Below are 16,315 nucleotides of genomic sequence, written 5' to 3'. Positions count from 1 at the left end.
CCTTCCCCTAGCCCCTAGGGAAAACCCAGTCCAGGCCTTCAACAGGTCTCAATAGTGTTTTAAGGGCCGCCGCCCCCTTAACCTCTACTAAATCTAGTGGGCACGAGCTGGTCAGGATGTTAAGCTACTGCCAGTTGTGACTGGACGGGATCCATGAGCTCAGCGTTGCAGCCGTTTTTGCCGTCGTGGCAAAGGGTTGGCTTCGGGTGGCTGGTGAGTGGGATGTTGTGGGCTGCGGCGGCGGCTGCAGTTGTTGCCCAGCAGTTCGAGTTCACTCCTCAAGCTCCCCAGCCGAATCCCGTCCCCACCCTGCCTCTGCTCAGCAACCCGCCCGGCTCCACGGCTCCGCAAGCCCTGCCGCCGGTGCCTCAGGTGCCGCAAATGCCGCTCACCGGGGATCCCATCCCACCACCGGGGGATCCGAGCCCGGCCCCAATCCCGGTGGTGCCCGTTCAAGCGGCCCCAGGTGGACAGGCTCCGCCAGGTGAGGCCTACTCCTACCAACGGCGGCCCGACCTCAGTCCAGGGGGGAATCTGGCCGGGGCCGCGCGGGGCGAGCTGCCCGCCGGCACCCGTATTCTCCTCACGGTCTACCGCCCCATCACCTTCCAGCCCTACCAGGCCATTAACGGCAACCTAGAAGTTTCGGAGCCGGTGCTGGATCGCTTTGGCCAGGTGGTGATCCCGGCGGGGAGCGTGGTGTGGGGCACTCTTGAGCCGATCTACCGAGAACTCAAGTTTTCTGGTCGGGAGTCGGAGAGCGCCGATCCCCAAGAGCGGGTCGTCGGCAGCCGCTTTGTGGCCAACCGCCTCACCATCGGCTCTTCCACCTATCTCATTAGAGGCCAGTCTGCACCCCTCCCGGTCGGATTGGATCGCAACGCCGACGTGGGCACTACCGTCGCCCGTGGGGCGGGCTATGGGGCGGCGGGCGGATTGGCCTTGGGAGTGCTCACGGGGGGATGGGGCTTTTTGCCCATCTTGGCCGGCGGCCTGGCGGGTGCTGCTGCAGGGAGTACCAACATCGACCGGGTGGTGACGCTGCAGCCCAATACGCTGGTGGAGCTGGAACTGAGCGAGAGCCTGATCATCCAATAGCCTTGACAAGAAGCCAGCAGGGGCGGGTCGGTAGAGTAGAGAAGATCCCCCCCAAGTTTGCTCCATGGCCCTTTGGACCTACTTCGTGCCCCCCTTAGCTGGGCTGGTGATCGGCTATTTCACCAACGACATCGCCATCAAGATGCTCTTCCGGCCCTATCGCCCCTACCGGGTTTTCGGCTGGCGCATCCCCTTCACCCCCGGCTTGATCCCGCAGAACCAGCCCCGCCTGGCCAAGCAGATTGCCAAGACCATCATGGGATCCCTGCTCACGCCAGAGGAGCTGCACAACTTGGCCCGCAAGCTGCTGCAAACCGAGCGCATGCAGGCAGGGATCCGCTGGCTGCTGGGGGTGGCGCTGGATCGGCTGCAAAACCCCGAGCAACAGCAGCAAACGGCGCAGGTGCTGGCGCGCATCTTGGCCGATCTGTTTAACGAGTCGTTGCCCCGCCTGGTGAAGGTGCTTGCCCGCCAGGAGACCTTTTTGGAGGGGCCGATTAACCAACTGTTCGACCAGGTGCTGCTGGAGCTGCGCCTCAACGCTGAGCAAGCCCGGCAGCTCTCGGAGTGGATCCTGAAGCAGGCGCTGCCTCCCAAGGTGTTGCGGCAGAACCTAGTGGACTTTCTCACCGATCGCAACATCGAATCTCTGGATGAAGAATTTCGCGAGCGGGCCACCGGCTCCTACTGGGTGGTGGCCAACTTGTTTGGCCTCAAAAACGCCCTACTGCGCCTGCGCACCTATTGCCTGGAGGAGCCGGAAGGGGCAGAAGCCATCTTGGAAGATCTGCTCAAAGACATCAACGCCCCCCGCCGCCTGACCGAGATCCTGCAGAACCTCTCCCTGCAAAACCTGCCGGTTTCCGCCGTACGTCAGTTGCGTCGTGCCCTCCGCGATGGGATCCAAGATTACCTGCGCAGCCAAGGGCCAGAGGTTATCAAAGGGCTGGGGGAGAGCATCGATTGGGAAAAAGTGGCCAGCCTGGTGTTGGGTCGCCTGCGCAACTCCAAGGCGTTGATCACCTCCATCGATCAGATCAGCGCCGACCTGGCTTTGATCCTGGAGCGCTACCTGGAGCGGGATCTGGAATCCCTGATGATGCAGGTGATCCCGGTGTTGAACTTGGATCAGGTGATTGCCGACAAAGTGAACGCCACCTCCCCCGCCGACCTGGAGCAGGCCATCCAACAAATTGTGCGCCAAGAACTGCAGGCCATCGTCAACTTGGGGGGGCTGCTGGGTTTTTTGGTGGGCTGTGTGCAGGTGCTGTTTTTGCTGAGGTGACAGCCCCCTTCCCCAGAAAACGGGAGCTTGGATGGGAGTTTTCGCTTCGGTTATGATATTAGAATGCGGTTAACAATTCTCCACACTTCCGATCTCCACGCCAACCTGCATCCCTGGAACTACTTTACCGGGAGCCCCGCAGAGCACGGCCTGGCCAAGCTGGCCACTCTGATCAAGCGCGTGCGAGCAGCCAGCGAGGATCCCGTCCTGCTAGTTGACAGCGGCGACACCATTCAAGGATCCCCCTTGGGCACCTACTATGCCCAGGTGGAGCGGGTCTCCCCCCATCCTGTGGCTCACGCCCTCAACGCCCTCGGCTACGACGCCTTCACGCCGGGCAACCACGACTTTAACTTTGGGCCCCAGGTCCTGCAGGATTTTGTGAGCGATCTCCGCTGTCCCACCCTGTGCGCTAACATCCTCCGCCAAAATGGGGATCCCCTGTTTCGGCCTTATCTAATCCGAGAAGTGGCCGGGATCCGTGTCGGCCTGCTGGGGCTGACCACCCCCCGCATCGACACCTGGGAGCGGCCCGACTACATCGCGGGGCTGCGCTTTGCCCCCCTGCTGGAAACTGCCCAGCACTACCTGTCGCTGCTGCGGCCCCAGGTGGACGTGTTGGTGCTGATTCTGCACAGCGGCCCCAGCCAATTGCCCCCTTTGCGCACCCCAGAGCACTGGCACAACCCGGATCGCTCCGGCTGGACCAGCAACAAAAGCCTGAGGGGGGAAAACGAGCTGCTGGCCCTGGCAGAGCTGGAGGGCATTGACGTCATCCTCTCCGGCCATACCCATCAGACCATCGCCGGCCTGGGGGGGGCCAAGGCCCTGGTGGTGCAGCCCGGCTACTGGGGCAGCCACCTTTCCCACGTGTCTTTGGAGCTGGAGCGCCACGGCGGACGCTGGCAAGTTGTCGGGAAAACCGCCCAGTTGCTGGCTGCAGAAGGGATCCATCCCGATCCCGAACTCCTGGCCCTCACCGAGCCCTACCACCAAGCTACCTTGCGCTACATCCGTCAGCCCATTGGGCAGGCCCGTTGTGCCTACCGCGGTGGGCTGGCAGCCCGGTTGGGGGCCAATCCCCTAGCAGAGCTCCTGCATCAGGCCCAATTGCAGGCGGTACGGGAGGCCAGCCTCTCAGCGGAGCTCTCCCTGGTCAACATCTGCAGCAGTGCCGGCCTGGCGGCAGGCCCCATCTCCCTGCAAGACGCCTACAGCCTCACCGTCTACGACAACACCCTCTGCATCTTGGAGATCACCGGCGACATCTTGCGACGCGCTCTTGAGCAGACGGCTGGGTATTTTCGCCAATTGGATCCCGATCATCTTCCCCCCGATCCTGCTGCCGTCGTGGCCCCCGAAGCACGAGGCTACACCTTCGACCTTTACCACGGCATCGACTACTGCTTCGATCTCACCCGCCCCGTAGGCGAGCGCTTGGTGACCTTACAATTTCGCGGCCAACCGGTGCAGCCGGATCAGACCTTTCGCCTGGCCATCAACCACTACCGCGCCGGCGGTGGGGGGGGCTACAGCATGTTCCAAGAAGCCCAAACCCTCTGGATCTCCGCCGACAGTATCCGCGACTTTCTCGCCCGCCACATTCACACCCATTCCCCCATCCAGCCCATCTACAGCCACAACTGGCACCTCATTCCCAACTTGGCCGAGATCTACTTTCCCCAGTGTTTGGGCCAGCCTCAGGACAGCTTGCTGGTAGGCTAGAACAACAGGAACCTTAACTGGCTGGTAGAGGAGTCGGTAGAATACGATCAGCACAGAGCCCAGTTTGGCTAATGGCGGCGATGGTTTTGAGACTGCCAAACTGTGGGCACCCGACGTTACTGCTTATTGCTCACGCTTGTCGACATAACCCATGACTGCTGAAGAGAAGCAACCGATGGCCCCAGAAGATACCTATCCTGAGCTGCAGGAAGAAGAGATCGACGTGGAGGCAGAACTGGAGAAGCTGATTTTGGAAGACAGCGAAGCAGAAGCCGGTGCCTCCTCCGCAGAAGCCGGCACCGAGCCATCTCCAGATCCCGGTGAAGCCCTGAAGCAGCTCCAGCACGAATTGGAAGTCGTCCGCCAGCAGCTCAAAGAAAAAGAAGACGCCTACCTGCGCCTCTACGCCGATTTTGAAAACTACCGGCGGCGTACCCAGCGGGAAAAAGAGGAGTTCAGCCAAAAAGAACGGCAGAAATTTGTGCTGGAGATCTTGCCTGTTGTGGACAGCTTCGAGCGGGCCCAGCACCAGTTGAAACTGGAAACCGACCGCGAGCGGGAGTTGCACAACAGCTACCAGAGCGTCTACCGCCTGCTGGTGGAATCTCTCAAAAAGATGGGGGTCTCCCGCATGAAGTCGGTGGGCCATCCCTTCGACCCCAACCTACATGAAGCCATCGCCCGTCAACCCAGCACCGACTATCCCGAAGATGTGGTAGCCGTCGAATATCAGCCAGGTTATAAGCTGGGGGATTTGGTGATCCGTCATGCCATGGTAGCCGTCTCGGCAGGCAGCCCAAACCCTGCACCCTCTCCCCAAAGCGAGGGGGCCGGCCCCGAAGATACCTCTGCCTCTTCCCAAAGTGCTGCAAACTCTTAGCAAAACTGCTCGCTTGAACCTTGACAAGTAGAGCCTATCTGTCTTCAGAAAGGCTACAGTAAAGCTACGGATGCAGAAGCACTGCCTGAAGGTTTCTGCGGGATCCTGGGCAGAATGCTTTTAAGATCCGTGGAACTGCGTCCTTGGGTTAAAACTTGGGGCACCGGAAGAGGGGGCTATGGGTAAAGTCATCGGGATTGACCTGGGAACCACCAACAGTTGTGTGGCGGTTTTGGAAGGCGGCCAGCCCGTTGTGATCACCAACGCCGAGGGAGGGCGTACCACCCCCAGCATCGTCGGCTTTGCCAAAAACAACGCCCGCTTGGTGGGCCAACTGGCCAAGCGCCAGGCGGTTACCAACGCGGAAAACACCATCTTCAGCATCAAACGCTTCATTGGCCGCACCTTTGCCGAGACCGAAGAAGAGCGGAAGCGGGTTCCCTACAAAGTGATCCCTGGCCGAGACAACATGGTGGAAGTGGCGGTGCAAGACCGCGCCTACACTCCCCAGGAGATCTCGGCCATGATCCTGCAGAAGCTGAAGGCCGATGCGGAAGCCTATCTGGGGGAGCCGGTGACCCAGGCCGTGATCACCGTTCCTGCCTACTTTACCGATGCCCAACGGCAGGCCACCAAAGATGCCGGCACCATTGCCGGGCTGGAGGTGCTGCGCATCATTAACGAGCCGACGGCAGCCGCCCTGGCCTACGGGCTGGACAAACAAGATCAAGATCTGCGCATCTTGGTTTTCGACTTGGGCGGTGGCACCTTCGACGTCTCGGTGCTGCAACTGGGCAGCGGCGTGTTCGAGGTGCAAGCCACCGCCGGCAACAACCACCTGGGGGGGGATGACTTCGACCAAAGAATTGTCGATTGGCTCACCCGCCAGTTTTTGGAGACGGAAGGGATCGACCTCTCGCGGGATCGTATGGCCTTGCAGCGGATGCGGGAGGCGGCCGAGAAGGCCAAAATTGAGCTGTCCAGCACCCAGGTTACGCTCATCAACCTGCCCTTTATCACCGCCGACGACTCCGGGCCCAAACACCTGGAAGTGGAGCTGACCCGCGCCAAGTTCGAGGAGTTGGTGCGGGATCTGGTGGAAGCTACTGTCGAGCCTACAGAACAGGCGCTGCGGGATGCCGGCCTCTCCCCTGAGGATATCGACCGTGTGCTCCTGGTGGGTGGCTCTACTCGCATTCCCGCCGTTCAGGAGAAGATTCGGCAGATCTTCAAAAAAAACCCGGATCGCTCCGTCAACCCGGACGAGGCAGTGGCCCTTGGCGCCGCCATCCAGGCAGGGGTGATGGGAGGAGAGGTGAAAGATCTGCTGCTGCTGGATGTGATCCCCCTCTCGATTGGGGTGGAAACGCTGGGGGGCGTCTTCACCCGCATCATCGAGCGCAACACCACCGTCCCCACCAGCAAAACCCAAATTTTCTCCACCGCCACCGATGGCCAGAGCGTGGTGGAGATTCACGTCCTGCAGGGGGAGCGGGCCATGGCCAAAGACAACAAGACCTTGGGCCGCTTTCAACTGACCGGGATCCCGCCGGCTCCCCGTGGGGTGCCCCAGATCGAAGTCTCGTTTGACATCGATGCCAACGGGATCTTGAAAGTCTCAGCTCGTGAAAAGGGGACGGGAATCGAGCAAAGCGTCAAGATCACCAACAACGGCGGCTTGAGCAGCAGCGAGATCGAGCGGATGCGCCGAGAAGCGGAAGCCTATGCCGAAGAAGATCAACGCCGGCGGCAGTTGGTGGAAGCCCGTAACCAGTCGGACAGCCTGCTCTACAACTACGACAAAACCCTGCAGGAGCACGGCAATCGCCTCAGCGAAGCTCGAATCCAGCGGGGGGCTCAGGTGGCGGGCACATTGAGGGCATTGCTGGCAAATGATAACGTAGACTTAGCAACTTTACGGAACGCAATGGAAGAGCTGCGGGCTGTTCTTCTGGAGATGGGTGGCGAGATCTACGGAGCTCGCTAGGGATTCTCGGAGACAGCTCTTCTTTGGCCTCGGTGGCTTGTAGGCTTGCTTTGGTTGTGTTGCCCGACAAGTTGTGTCTCAAGCATGTTTGATCTTTGCATCTTTAATTTTTTCTGAAGCGCTTCTATGGCTCGTGACTACTACGAAATCTTGGGGGTTAGCCGCGACAGCTCCAAAGAGGAGATCAAGCGCGCCTATCGACGATTGGCTCGCAAGTACCACCCGGATGTCAACAAAGAGCCAGGTGCGGAGGAGCGCTTCAAGGAGATCAACCGTGCCTATGAGGTGCTCTCCGACAGCGAGCTGAAAGCCCGCTACGACCGCTTTGGAGAGGCGGGCTTGGGAGGGGCCGCCGCGGCAGCGAGCGGATTCCAGGATTTTGCGGGGATGGGTGGCTTTGCCGATATTTTCGAGAGCTTTTTCACCAACTTTGCGGGGGTGGGAGCCGGCTATGGCCGCAGCCGCAATGGGCCGGTACGGGGGGATGATCTGCGCTTTGACCTGAAATTGGAGTTTCTTGAGGCCATCTTCGGGGGCGAAAAGCAAATTCGCATCAGCCACCTAGAAGTCTGCAATGTCTGCGGGGGCAGTGGCGCCAAGCCCGGCACGGAGGTCAAAATCTGTCCCACCTGTGGTGGCGCTGGTCAGGTGCGGCGGGCCACCCGCACCCCGTTTGGCAACTTTACCCAAGTCTCGGTTTGTCCCACCTGTGGTGGCAGTGGTCAGGTGTTGGAGGAGCCCTGCTACAACTGCAATGGCGAGGGCCTGGCCCAAACCACGAAGAAACTGCGCATCAACATCCCCGCCGGCGTGGACAGTGGCACCCGCTTGCGGGTTTCCGGAGAAGGCGATGCCGGTCGGCGCGGTGGCCCGCCCGGAGATCTCTACGTCTACCTGTTTGTGGAGCCGGATCCGGACTTTCAGCGCGATGGCCTGACCATCCTCTCGGAGGTGCGGGTGAGCTATCTGCAGGCCATTTTGGGGGCCAAAGTCTCGGTGCCCACCGTGGACTCAAAGGCCGGCTTGGAGGAAGAGGTGGAGCTGACCATTCCCGCCGGATCCCAGCCGGGCACGGTGCTGACCCTGGAAGGTAAGGGGGTGCCTCGCATCGGCAACCCAATGTCGCGGGGCGACCACAAAATCACCCTGGTGGTGGAAATTCCCACCCGCATCAGCTCAGAAGAGCGGGAATTGCTGCTGCGCTTGGCTGAGCTGCACGGAGAACGCATCAACAAGCGGGATGGTTTCTTGGGCGGGTTGTTGCGCGGGCTGGCCCAGATGCCCGGCAACCGGGAGCGTGAGGAAGAATGACGCCAGAGGCTGTTTCATTGCAAGAGGTCAAGCTCGTCCTTGACCAGCGCGGGATCCCTTGCCCCCTCAACTACGTACGGGCGAAGCTGCGGCTGGAACGCATGGCCCCTGGAGAGCTGTTGGAGCTGTGGCTGGATGCAGGAGAACCCCTGGAGCAGGTGCCCAACAGCCTGGCGATGGCCGGGCATCGGATCGAGGGGCAACAAGCTACGCCTGAGGGGCATCACATCCTCTGGGTGCGCCGCGGGGACTTGACATGAGCCACCTGAGCCGGAAGGGATCGGGACAGGCTGCCCAAGAGGGGGAGCAGGGATCCACCTATACCGGCTGGGTGCGAGCGGCGCAGGCCAACTTTTACCGTGTGCGCATCGATCCGGCCTTGGCCGCCCTTTTTCCCGAGATCCCAGCTCAGTTCCCGGCCCAAAAGCCCATGCCGGCGGAGCTCCTCTGCACAGCTCGGGCCAAGCTCAAAAAAATGGGGCAATCGGTGATGGTGGGAGACTGGGTAGAGGTGGGCTTGCCGCCGGCTGCCGACTCTCTCTGGCCGGAGCGAGGGGTGATCGAGGCGATCTGGCCGCGGCGCACTCAACTCCCTCGACCGGCTATTGCCAATGTGACCCAAGTTCTGGTGGTGGTGGCCCTGGCCGAGCCGGATCCCGAGCCCAACGCCCTCAGCCGTCTGCTGGTGCAGGCTGAGGCCAGCCAACTGCGGGTTCAGGTGGTGTTGAACAAATGCGACCGCGTGGATCCGGGGGTGGCGGCAACTTGGGTGGATCGCCTGCAGAGGTGGGGATATGAGCCTTTGCTGGTGAGCGCCCACACCCAAGCTGGGATCCCCCAGTTGCAACGGTGTTGTCGAGATCAGATCTCGGTGGTAGTAGGCCCTTCCGGAGTGGGCAAATCCAGTCTGCTCAATCGGCTGTTGCCAGACGTTCGGCTGGCTACTCAGGCCGTCTCCAGGCGCTTGCGTCAGGGTCGGCACACCACCCGCCATGTGGAGCTGTTTCCCTTGCCAGAAGGCGGTTGGATCGCCGATTCGCCCGGATTCAATGCCGGCGAAGGGATCCCGCCGGTTCATCCTTTGCAACTGATACGGTGCTTTCCAGAAGTCAGGGATCGCTTGGGCACCTGTCAGTTTCGCGATTGCCTGCACGATCGAGAGCCGGGCTGCGGGCTCCGAGATCTGGATTGGGAACGACGGACTTTCTACTTGCAGCTTTTGCAAGAGGCCCAGTCTGGCCAGAATTGCGCGAAAGGCCCATCTCGCCAGCAGGAGCAGGCCGTTGATGGATGGCGTGCCTTTGATTTGAACTACAGTCGTTTCAAATGGCAATGAAACGGTTCGTTCCGTCGCTCTTCCCTCCCCTAGAGGGCGAAGGTAGCACCTCTTCGCCTGAGAGAGTTGGCGGGTCTTCCACCAGTTCCGGCGCCCGTCCTGCCCGGTCGTTGAAGGTTACTAAAATGGGGCCAGTCGAAGGGAAAAATCATGCAGTATCGCAGATTTGGGCGTACCGAGCTGTCTATGCCTGTACTGAGCTGTGGCGGCATGCGTTATCAGCACAGTTGGCAAGACACTCCTTGGTCAGGGATCCCAGCAGCAAGCCAGCAGAACCTGGAAGCGACGATCCGCCGGGCCCTGGAAGTGGGCATCAACCACATCGAAACTGCCCGCGGCTACGGCACCTCTGAGATGCAGTTGGGCCGCATTTTGCCGCTTTTCCCCCGGCAAGATCTGATCGTGCAAACAAAAATTGGCCCCAGCGCCGATCCGAAGCAGTTCCTGGCCAAGTTCGAACAATCGATGAGCTACCTGAACCTCGACCATGTGGATCTGCTGGCCATCCACGGATTGAACACCTGGGAAGATTTGGAGCACAGCCTGCGTCCAGGAGGGTGCCTGGAGGTGTGTCAGCGTCTGGTGCGACAGGGGCGGGTGCGTTTCGTCGGCTTCTCCACCCATGGGCCGACGGAGTTGATCGTGGAAGCCATCCAGTCGGGGGGCTTTGATTACGTCAACCTGCACTGGTATTTTGTCAACCAGACCAACTGGCCAGCCATTGAGGCTGCCGCCCGGCAAGACATGGGGGTATTCATCATCAGCCCCTCAGACAAAGGGGGCAAGCTTTACGATCCGCCCGCCAAGCTGGTGCAGTTGTGCCAACCTCTCAGCCCAATGGTCTTCAACGACCTGTTCTGCCTGTCCCATCCCCAGGTTCACACCCTCAGCATTGGAGCAGCTCGACCCAGCGATTTTGATGAGCACCTGCGGGCGGTGGAGCTGTTGGATCGGGCTGATGAGCTGTTGCCACCGATCCTGGCCCGCCTAGAGCAAGCTTTGATCGAGCAGGTGGGAGAACACTACGCCAAAACTTGGCACCAGGGCCTGCCTCGCTACGACCAAACCCCTGGACAGGTGAATATCCCATTTATTCTGCTGTTGCGCAATTTGGCCTTGGCCTATGACTTGGTGGACTATGCCAAAAGCCGTTACAACCTGTTGGGCAATGCCGGCAGTTGGCTCCCCGGCCAACGGGCAGACCAAGTGGATGCGGAAGCCCTACGGCCCTGTCTCATCCACAGCCCCCACCGCGACCGGATCCCGGCCTTGTTGCAAGAAGCCCATCGCCTGCTCTCTGGAGCCGAGGTGAAGCGGCTATCTCAGAGCCAACGTGTCCAGGGATCCTGACTGTCTGGGCCGCTGGAACGACAACAGCTGATCGGAGCGGCGGGATTTGAACCCACGACCCCCACTACCCCAAAGTGGTGCGCTACCAAGCTGCGCTACGCCCCGACGCACTGAACAGGTGGAAGTTCAGGAAGCGCCTAGTTAGTCTAGCATTGGATCGCGGCCAGAGTTAACCCCAAGCTGTGGGATCCTGCGGAAACCATGCTAGCTTGGTTAGGCTGCTAAAAAACACACGCCTGAACCACCGGGTGTCCTTACAGCCTTTTTGCGGTTTGCTGCAACAGCACCGGAGTTCCTCGCCAATTGGGGCAGAGCGCTCTGGGAGTGAATGTGCAGGAACCGTCAGGAAGGCCGTAGCTGGGATCCGTTCGGGCGGAGGCTAACCCGTAGGAGATGAAAAACTCATGAGCGTAGTCAGTTTGCCTCAACTGTTGGAGGCGGGGGTTCACTTTGGGCACAAGGCCAGCCGTTGGAACCCGAAGATGCGGCCCTACATCTTTACCGAACGGAACGGCATCCACATTATCGATTTGGTGCAGACGGCCCGTTATCTGAACGAAGCCTACGAGTATGTGCGGGATGCTGCCGACAGGGGTTGGCGCTTCCTGTTCGTCGGCACCAAACGGCAAGCTGCTGGGATCGTCGCTCAAGAAGCTCGTCGCTGTGGCAGCTACTACGTCAACCAGCGCTGGCTGGGGGGTATGCTCACCAACTGGGCCACCATCAAAACCCGCATTGACCGCCTCAAAGAAATTGAGGAGATGGAAAGCAGTGGTCTTTTGGATCGCCTGCCCAAACAAGAGGCCAGCCGTCTGCGGCGAGAGTTGGCCAGGCTGGAAAAGTACTTGGGCGGCATTAAAACCATGCGCAAGCTCCCCGATGCGGTGATCATTGTCGATCAGCGGCGAGAAGCCAACGCCATTCAGGAGTGTATCAAGCTTAACATTCCCATCATCTCTCTGCTGGACACCAACTGTGACCCCGACCTCAGCGACATCTTTATCCCCTCTAACGACGATGCCATTCGAGCGATTAAGCTGATTGTAGGCAAGCTGGCCGACGCCATCTACGAAGGGCGGCATGGGCAGCTCGACACTGTCGAAGAGGATGAGTACGAGTACGAAGGGGCTATGGATCTGGACGACGACACTCTGGAGGATGCAGAGGACGAAGAAGGAGAAACTGACGAAGACTAGAGCAGGGGCAGGGATCCCATGCGCTCTGGGCGTTTCCCTGCCCGTCTTCTCTCCAGAAGCTCGTATTCTTGAATCTAGGCTTACAATTTTGCCCAAGCTTACTCGTTCTCACTCCCATTCGGCCACGTCCTTCTCGTTCTTTCATTCGAGGAACCCTCATGAGTATTGATGCCAAAGTTGACGCCAAGCTGGTCAAAGAGCTGCGCGAAAAGACGGGCGCAGGCATGATGGACTGCAAAAAAGCCCTGGAAGAGTCGGGGGGCGACATGGACAAAGCCATCACCTGGCTGCGACAGAAAGGGTTGGCGGGGGCAGCCAAAAAGGCCGGTCGCGTCGCGGCAGAGGGAGTAGTCGATAGCTACATCCACTTCGGCAATCGGATTGGTGTGCTCGTGGAGGTGAACTGCGAGACGGATTTTGTGGCCCGCAACGAAGATTTTAAGAAACTGGTGCAAGACATCGCCAAGCAAATTGCCGCCTGCCAAAACGTAGAGTACGTCAGCGTTGACCAGATCCCTGCCGAGGTGGTGGAGCGGGAAAAAGCCATCGAAATGGGCAAAGAGGATCTGGCCAACAAGCCGGAGAACATACGCGAGAAGATCGTGCAGGGCCGCATCGAGAAGCGCCTGAAGGAGTTGTCTCTGCTGGATCAGCCCTTTATTAAAGATTCCTCGATTACCGTAGAGGAACTGGTGAAGCAGCACATTGCCAAGCTAGGGGAAAACATCCGGGTGCGGCGCTTCGTGCGCTTTGTCTTGGGAGAAGGGATCGAGAAACAGGAAGCGGATTTTGCCGCTGAAGTGGCTGCTCAGGCCGGTCTCAAGCCGGCAGAGCCAGCGCAAGGGGCAGAACCTGTCGCTGACCAAGCTGCTGCCGAGCCTACTGCTGAGGTGGTTGTTCCTGAACCGGCTGCCGAGAGCAAGCCAGCCAAAAAAGGCTCCAGCAAGAAGAAAAAATAGCTCTATTGCCGATGGATCCCTGAATTCACCCCAGTGGGCGGCAGCAGTGCCACTCTGCTTCTCCCACCATGGCAAGCCGGCTGAGCAGGTTGAGGCTTTCTGGATGGAGTTTCCCTATTTTTTGCCTTGGCACGGCCAACTACAACACGCTAGGGTGACAGGCGGTCATTTTGGATCTTGGGCATGAGCTGTATCCTACGCAATGCGTTGATCCCCACCGGCACAGGCTACGAAACCACAGATGTGCGCATCGAGGGGGAACGGATTGCTGCTATCGATAAAGGGTTACCCGCAACGGGCACAGACAGCCTAGAACTGGAGGCCGGCAACCAACTCTTGCTGCCGGGCTTTGTCAATGCCCACACCCACTCTTCCGAGCTGTGGCAAAGAGGGATCATCCCGCCCTACCCGCTGGAGCTGTGGCTGGCACAACTGCACGAGTACGCGCCGCCGGATCCGGAAAAGATCTATCTCAGCGCCCTGGCGACGGCAGTAGAGACCCTGCTCAGCGGCGGCACGACGGTAGTGGATCATCTCATCCTCATCCCCGGCCAGGAGCTGGCCACCCTCGAGGCGGCGGTGCGGGCCTACCGAGAAGTCGGGATCCGCGCCTTCATCGGTCCCCTGCTTCAGGATCAGGCCCTCTCCACCTGCCTGCCCGGCGGTTCATCCTTCGCTGGCGGGGCGGCAGCCTATCCCCTGAGCACCTCAGAGGTGCTGGCCCTGGTGGAAGAGGCGGTTGAGAAGTACCACCGCCCGGAAGAGGGCATCACCCTGATGGTGGCCCCCACCGGCATCCAACTCTGTTCTGACAAGCTGTTTGAGGGCTGCGCGGAGTTGAGCCAGAAGTATGACCTCCCCCGCCATGCCCACCTGCTGGAAACCCGCGCCCAGCAGAGGTTGGCCCAGGAAAAATACGGCTGCAGCGCAGTCGAGCACCTGGAGCGCTTGGGCTACCTAGACCGGAGAACCTCGCTGGCCCACTGCGTCTGGCTTACCGATGCCGATATCGAGATCTTGGCCCGCACCGGCTCTACGGTTGTCCACAACCCCTTGAGCAACCTGCGCCTGGGCAGCGGCATCGCCCCCATCCTCAAGTACCGGCGGGCGGGGGTGAATGTGGCCTTTGGCTGCGATGGATCCGCCAGCAATGACTCCCAGGATCTCTTGGAGGCCATTAAAATCGGCACCATCCTGCACAACATCACGGATCCCGACTACCGCCACTGGATCTCGCCCCGGGAGAGCGTCGAGATGGCCTCCCGCGGTGGGGCCATTGGCCTAGGGCTGGGAGAGAAGCTGGGATCCCTGGAGGTGGGCAAGCAGGCGGATCTGGTGCTTTACGATCTCACCCAACTGTCGCTGTTGCCCCGTACCGATCCCATCGGGCTGCTGGTGCTGGGCCGGCCCACCCAGGCGGTGCACAGCGTCTGGGTTAGAGGGAAACGGGTGGTGGCCAACGGCGAGGTAACGACGGTGGACGTGGCCCAGTTGCGGCAGGAGCTGTTCGAGCACAGCCACTGGGATCCCTTCCGTCGCTCGCAGCAGGCAGCACAACTGGAGGCCCGCTACCGCCAGGTGATGGGTCTGCCAGAATAGCCCTAGAGTTGCCGGGGCCGACCGTGGGAGCAACAGCCGACTGGGCCAGAGCTACCGAGCAGGTGAAGCAGCAGGCGCTGGCGCTGGGCTTTGACAAGGTCGGCATCGCCAGTGCGGCGGATCCCCCTGACTTGGCGGGCTTGCGGGCCTGGCTGGCCGCGGGCATGGCCGCCGACATGGCCTGGATGGCCGATCCCCGGCGAATGGATCCAGAGCGGGTGCTGCCGGGGGTGCAATCTCTGGTCTGTGTGGCCCTCAACTACTACACCCCCATCTGCCACAGTCGGGATCCAGCCAAAGGCAAGATATCCCGCTATGCCTGGGGGCGGGACTACCACCGCGTGCTGGGGCGGCGGCTGAAGCAGCTCCACCTCTGGATGCAAGCTCAGTTCCCGGATTATCGAGGCCGATTCTATGTGGATACCGGCCCGGTGGCGGAAAAGCCCTGGGCCATGCGGGCGGGCTTGGGCTGGATCGGCAAAAACGGCCTCTTGCTCACCCGCGAGTACGGCTCCTGGGTATTCCTGGGGGTGATCCTGACCACTCTCCCCCTGATCCCCGACCGTCCCCACACCGCCCACTGCGGCACCTGCAGCCGCTGTCTGGCAGCCTGCCCCACCCAGGCCATCGTCAGCCCAGGGGTGGTGGATTCCCGCCGCTGCATTGCCTACCACACCTTAGAGAGCCATGCTGAGCGGATCCCTGCCGAAATTGCCCAGAACCTGCACAATTGGGTGGCCGGCTGCGACATCTGCCAAGAGGTCTGCCCTTGGAACCAGCGCTTTGCCCGCCCCAGCCGGATCCCGGATTTTCAGCCTTACCCTTGGAACGTTGCCCCCGATCTCCAAGAACTGGCGCGGCTCGGCGACGAGGAGTTCGACCGCCGCTTCCCCGCCTCTGCCCTGCGCCGCCTCAAGGCCCACCGGCTGCGCCGCAACGCCCAAGCTGCTCTCCGAGCCCATCCCACCTCTGCAGCCTGCAGCAACGATTTGGAAGCCCTCTCTACCTAATTTGGATATCCTTTTCCAACAGGATCTGGGGATCCCTACCCTTGGGCCTGAGCCGGCACCGGAAAACGGTGGGGCTGTTGTCTCCGGGCCGGGGACGCAAGCCGGCATACACGTCTTACCCTCTTTCTTGGGATCCCAGTGCTGGGCTGAAGAGCGTCAGGCGTCCACGCCCTAGCACCTCCTATTGGTTTCCCCTCTTCTCAGATCCTAACCCTGTATGGATAACGATTACGAAGACTACTACCCCGGCTACCGGCAGGCCAACAGCTACAACCTACTGCAATCTGGGTGGAAGCCCCTGTACCGCCATTTCGATGCCGAGTATTTCTGGCAACTGGCGATGCAGGATCCCTGGGCGTTGGCCGAGAAATTTTTGGATGTGTGCAGCGATGTTGCCAATGCGGTAGGACGTAGAGAGTACAGCCCGCTGGCCAACTTTCTCAACTTATTTTCAGAGAATACCCGTTACGAGATCGAAGAGTTTTGGAATAGCATCACCCCACCTCTGCCCGGCCCCGACTATACAGTATTTCAAGATCAGCTCTCCACGGAGACGCCGATTCGGCAGCAGGTGAGCCG

General features: G+C 60.6%; 12 protein-coding genes, 1 tRNA gene and 2 pseudogenes. 14 read left to right on the top strand and 1 reads right to left on the bottom strand.

Annotation, left to right across the window (positions count from 1 at the left end):
- Window positions 1–222 precede the first annotated feature (222 nt).
- The 9 genes from NW857_RS06055 to NW857_RS06015 all read left to right on the top strand — a co-directional run bounded on the left by NW857_RS06055 (window position 223) and on the right by NW857_RS06015 (window position 10,972).
- Window positions 223–1,098 carry a hypothetical protein gene (locus NW857_RS06055; RefSeq protein ID WP_414368313.1) on the top strand — a complete coding sequence of 292 codons (876 nt, stop codon included), beginning with the start codon at window positions 223–225 and terminating at the stop codon, window positions 1,096–1,098.
- 64 nt (window positions 1,099–1,162) lie between these two features.
- A complete protein-coding gene (locus NW857_RS06050; protein ID WP_414334169.1) occupies window positions 1,163–2,383 on the top strand; it encodes a DUF445 domain-containing protein in 1,221 nt (406 codons plus the stop codon).
- A 63-nt stretch (window positions 2,384–2,446) separates the two neighbouring features.
- Complete coding sequence (locus tag NW857_RS06045; RefSeq protein WP_414368311.1) at window positions 2,447–4,108, top strand: bifunctional metallophosphatase/5'-nucleotidase; 1,662 nt, start codon at window positions 2,447–2,449, stop codon at window positions 4,106–4,108.
- 151 nt (window positions 4,109–4,259) lie between these two features.
- Window positions 4,260–4,988, top strand: coding sequence for a nucleotide exchange factor GrpE (gene grpE / locus NW857_RS06040; protein ID WP_414334171.1), 729 nt, complete (start codon window positions 4,260–4,262; stop codon window positions 4,986–4,988).
- A 178-nt stretch (window positions 4,989–5,166) separates the two neighbouring features.
- Window positions 5,167–6,975, top strand: a complete 1,809-nt coding sequence (dnaK, locus tag NW857_RS06035) for a molecular chaperone DnaK (protein WP_414336505.1) — start codon at window positions 5,167–5,169, stop codon at window positions 6,973–6,975.
- A gap of 126 nt (window positions 6,976–7,101) precedes the next feature.
- Window positions 7,102–8,286 carry a molecular chaperone DnaJ gene (dnaJ, locus tag NW857_RS06030; RefSeq protein WP_414334175.1) on the top strand — a complete coding sequence of 395 codons (1,185 nt, stop codon included), beginning with the start codon at window positions 7,102–7,104 and terminating at the stop codon, window positions 8,284–8,286.
- A complete protein-coding gene (locus NW857_RS06025; RefSeq protein ID WP_414334176.1) occupies window positions 8,283–8,546 on the top strand; it encodes a sulfurtransferase TusA family protein in 264 nt (87 codons plus the stop codon). The genes dnaJ and NW857_RS06025 overlap by 4 nt, the downstream gene beginning before the upstream one ends.
- A complete protein-coding gene (gene rsgA / locus NW857_RS06020) occupies window positions 8,543–9,622 on the top strand; it encodes a ribosome small subunit-dependent GTPase A (RefSeq protein ID WP_414348222.1) in 1,080 nt (359 codons plus the stop codon). Before NW857_RS06025 ends, rsgA begins: the two co-directional genes overlap by 4 nt.
- 150 nt (window positions 9,623–9,772) lie before the next feature.
- Window positions 9,773–10,972: an aldo/keto reductase gene (locus tag NW857_RS06015; RefSeq protein ID WP_414334178.1), complete on the top strand. Its 1,200-nt coding sequence runs from the start codon at window positions 9,773–9,775 to the stop codon at window positions 10,970–10,972.
- Window positions 10,973–11,003: 31 nt separating this feature from the next.
- Here the strand turns inward: NW857_RS06015 and NW857_RS06010 are convergent.
- Window positions 11,004–11,077 (bottom strand) — tRNA-Pro (locus tag NW857_RS06010).
- A 299-nt stretch (window positions 11,078–11,376) separates the two neighbouring features.
- On the opposite strand from NW857_RS06010, the gene rpsB reads away from it, so the two are divergent.
- The 5 genes and pseudogenes from rpsB to NW857_RS05985 all read left to right on the top strand — a co-directional run.
- Window positions 11,377–12,168: a 30S ribosomal protein S2 gene (rpsB, locus tag NW857_RS06005; RefSeq protein WP_414334179.1), complete on the top strand. Its 792-nt coding sequence runs from the start codon at window positions 11,377–11,379 to the stop codon at window positions 12,166–12,168.
- 158 nt (window positions 12,169–12,326) lie between these two features.
- Window positions 12,327–12,983, top strand: a pseudogene (gene tsf, locus NW857_RS06000) (translation elongation factor Ts); the annotation flags it as partial.
- Window positions 12,984–13,310: 327 nt separating this feature from the next.
- Entirely contained in the window at window positions 13,311–14,726 is a 1,416-nt protein-coding gene (locus tag NW857_RS05995) for an amidohydrolase (RefSeq protein ID WP_414334181.1), read from the top strand.
- A gap of 8 nt (window positions 14,727–14,734) precedes the next feature.
- Window positions 14,735–15,736 (top strand): tRNA epoxyqueuosine(34) reductase QueG, encoded by a 1,002-nt coding sequence (gene queG, locus NW857_RS05990; protein ID WP_414336509.1) that lies wholly within the window; start codon window positions 14,735–14,737, stop codon window positions 15,734–15,736.
- A gap of 217 nt (window positions 15,737–15,953) precedes the next feature.
- Window positions 15,954–16,315: pseudogene (locus NW857_RS05985) on the top strand (AAA family ATPase); the annotation flags it as partial.

The sequence above is a fragment of the Synechococcus sp. H55.9 genome, assembly GCF_047462355.1.
Lineage (GTDB): Bacteria > Cyanobacteriota > Cyanobacteriia > Thermostichales > Thermostichaceae > Thermostichus.
Note: the sequence above shows the minus strand (reverse complement) of the source record. Positions and strands in the feature narration are given on the sequence as shown.